3 protein-coding genes are annotated in these 2317 nt (G+C 36.6%); 1 reads left to right on the forward strand and 2 read right to left on the reverse strand.

Annotated features, from left to right (window positions below; all coding sequences use genetic code 11):
* Window positions 1-91 precede the first annotated feature (91 nt).
* Window positions 92-388 carry a hypothetical protein gene (locus DS2_RS19200; RefSeq protein ID WP_035016705.1) on the reverse strand — a complete coding sequence of 99 codons (297 nt, stop codon included), beginning with the start codon at window positions 386-388 and terminating at the stop codon, window positions 92-94.
* 81 nt (window positions 389-469) lie between these two features.
* On the reverse strand, window positions 470-937 hold the full coding sequence (locus DS2_RS20120) for a helix-turn-helix domain-containing protein (RefSeq protein WP_051480035.1): 468 nt from the start codon (window positions 935-937) through the stop codon (window positions 470-472).
* Window positions 938-1176: 239 nt separating this feature from the next.
* Between DS2_RS20120 and DS2_RS19210 the strand changes: the two genes are divergently transcribed.
* Complete coding sequence (locus DS2_RS19210; RefSeq protein ID WP_268745647.1) at window positions 1177-2178, forward strand: phage/plasmid replication domain-containing protein; 1002 nt, start codon at window positions 1177-1179, stop codon at window positions 2176-2178.
* The last annotated feature ends 139 nt before the right edge of the window (window positions 2179-2317 follow it).

Genomic DNA, 2317 nt, shown 5'->3' on the forward strand with positions numbered 1-2317 from the left:
CACAGAAACTGTTAATAACGCTGTGGGTGAATAAGTAGGTTTAGTTATGAGGCGAGTACCGACTGGAACGCAGCCGAAGAATAAACCTACTTTATTTTAACCAAGTTTTCTCAGCAAATTTGATAAACTCAGGCTTTATACGCGATATTTTATTGAAACCGAACTCTTCGTTTGTAATTGCCAATTCAAGTACTTTGTAATCAATGTTTTCTGTTGCCAATTTTAGGTTGCCGCCACAAATTTCACACTTAGGTAGCACGAGAACCTGTGGTTGGTTTGCATCCGTATCATGCCAATGAACAGATTTACATATACCTTTACAAACTAGGGACGGTTTTTTGTTAAGTTTTGATTCAACTATATGATGGGCTGATTCTATTATTATCATGACACACTTATCTCCCAGACAGGCAAAATAGAAGTGCAGGTGTTAGTGACACCTGCACTTTGGTATGGTTTCCCGTACTTTTTATGTGTTTGACTTTTCTTCATGCTCAACCATTTTATCAATCTTATCTCTGCTTCGAAGCTCGTTCCATTTGTACTGCTCATTAATACTTTCAATGTCTGTATCGTAAAGTTCAGCTTGAGCTTGGTTACTGGCTTTTTTATAGAGTTGTGCATCACAATATGTGTTTATTAAGTGGATTAATATTTTTTTGTCGTAAGGTTCGAGACTGTCAATTCTCTTGAAGCAGCTCTTAAGAACTCCAGTCAAAGGGCTATATGTTTCATCCATTAAAAGTTCATCGGCCGAGCACTGCAAGACATTCATTAACTTATATATTGTAGAGAGCTTTGGATCGGAATCATTGTTCTCCAATTTTGATATATGCCCAACTTTTATACCCGTATATTCAGATAACTCAGTTTGCGTGTAGTTCAATTCCTTTCTAAGGTTCTTTAAATTATCCCCTAGAGACATATTTTTCACCATAAATTCACCCTTAAAGGTTAATTATAACCATAAAATTATACCCTAAAGATTGACTATACCCTACAGGGTGAATTAAATTCACCCTGTAGGGGAATTGACAGGGTTTAAAATAAGAATGTTTTTAGATTGGCTGGAAGCACATCAAACATATAAGGAAAGGTTACCAGTAGTATCGAGCAAGATATTTAATGTCGTTTGCACTGAAACTGGCCAAGTACTAAAAGCAGCAACAAGAGAGAATTAATTACGAAGGTTCTCACAGTACGAGTATTCAAATTCAAGTTAGTGAACACAAAATATTTATGACAGGCAACCCAAGTCGTTTTAATCGTATTGATAACTTATTTGGTTATGCGTCTCTTGATGAATGCTTTGCTGTATACAACTCGATACTCGCACAAATAGGCTTGCCGCCATTCACAAAGGCTACTCGAATTTATTATCGGCAAACACCAGATTCGGGAAGAGCAGAGCAGGTATCAGATGGGGCACAAATAACACGACTGGATTTAACTACAAATTTGAGTGTTGGAAAGAACAACACTATGGATTACATCAAGGGTCTTTCTACGCTTCGTTATAGAAATATGATAGGAAACCTCTATGCGAATGGAATGACAGCAGATTGGCAATCACCTAAAGGAAACAATCGACTGATCTATCCGTGTGCTTACGATAAAGCGAACGAATTGGAGTTACACAGTTTAAGCAAGGTTAAGAAAAAATATGGGGAGGATTCTGAACAATACAAATATTTGGTAGGAATTATTAATTATTGCCGAGAGCAAGGTGTTGTTAGATTGGAACAAAAAGTTAGATCTGAGCAATTACGAAGAATGGGCGCACGCTCTTGGGGACTATTTGAAGAAGCATTGATACGTAAATTACATGACGATTTTTTAAATTTAGATAAACGATTACAGGTTAACTCTATGGATATTCAAACAATTTCAGAGCAATTAATAAGCGAAGATATAGTAACCAATACAAAAGCCGCTACGACAACTGCATATTATGTTTACGAATGGATGAATGGAAAAAAATTTGATTTCTCAAAAAGCCAGGTTAAAACACACAGAGCACGACTCAGGAAAATCGGTATTGATATTAAAAACGTGTGTGACCATAGTAAATTTAGCCCCGTTGTGGTTTCAAATATACGTGAAATAAAGCCAACCCCCTTGTTAGTACCGGCTTGGTACCAAAGACCAAAAAGCCAGTTAATCAAATTAGCCGTGTAATTATATTTATAAGGAAATTCAAATGAATAATTCTGATCTTATTAATCATTATTCAACTGATTCTATTAGAGAGCTTACAGAGCGTCACAGAGAGCTTTTGACAGGGACTTTAGCCACCATACAAGGCGGCGCTCAGTTT

Origin of the sequence: Catenovulum agarivorans DS-2 (genome assembly GCF_000568405.1) — a bacterium.
In the GTDB taxonomy this organism is placed as follows: domain Bacteria; phylum Pseudomonadota; class Gammaproteobacteria; order Enterobacterales; family Alteromonadaceae; genus Catenovulum; species Catenovulum agarivorans_A.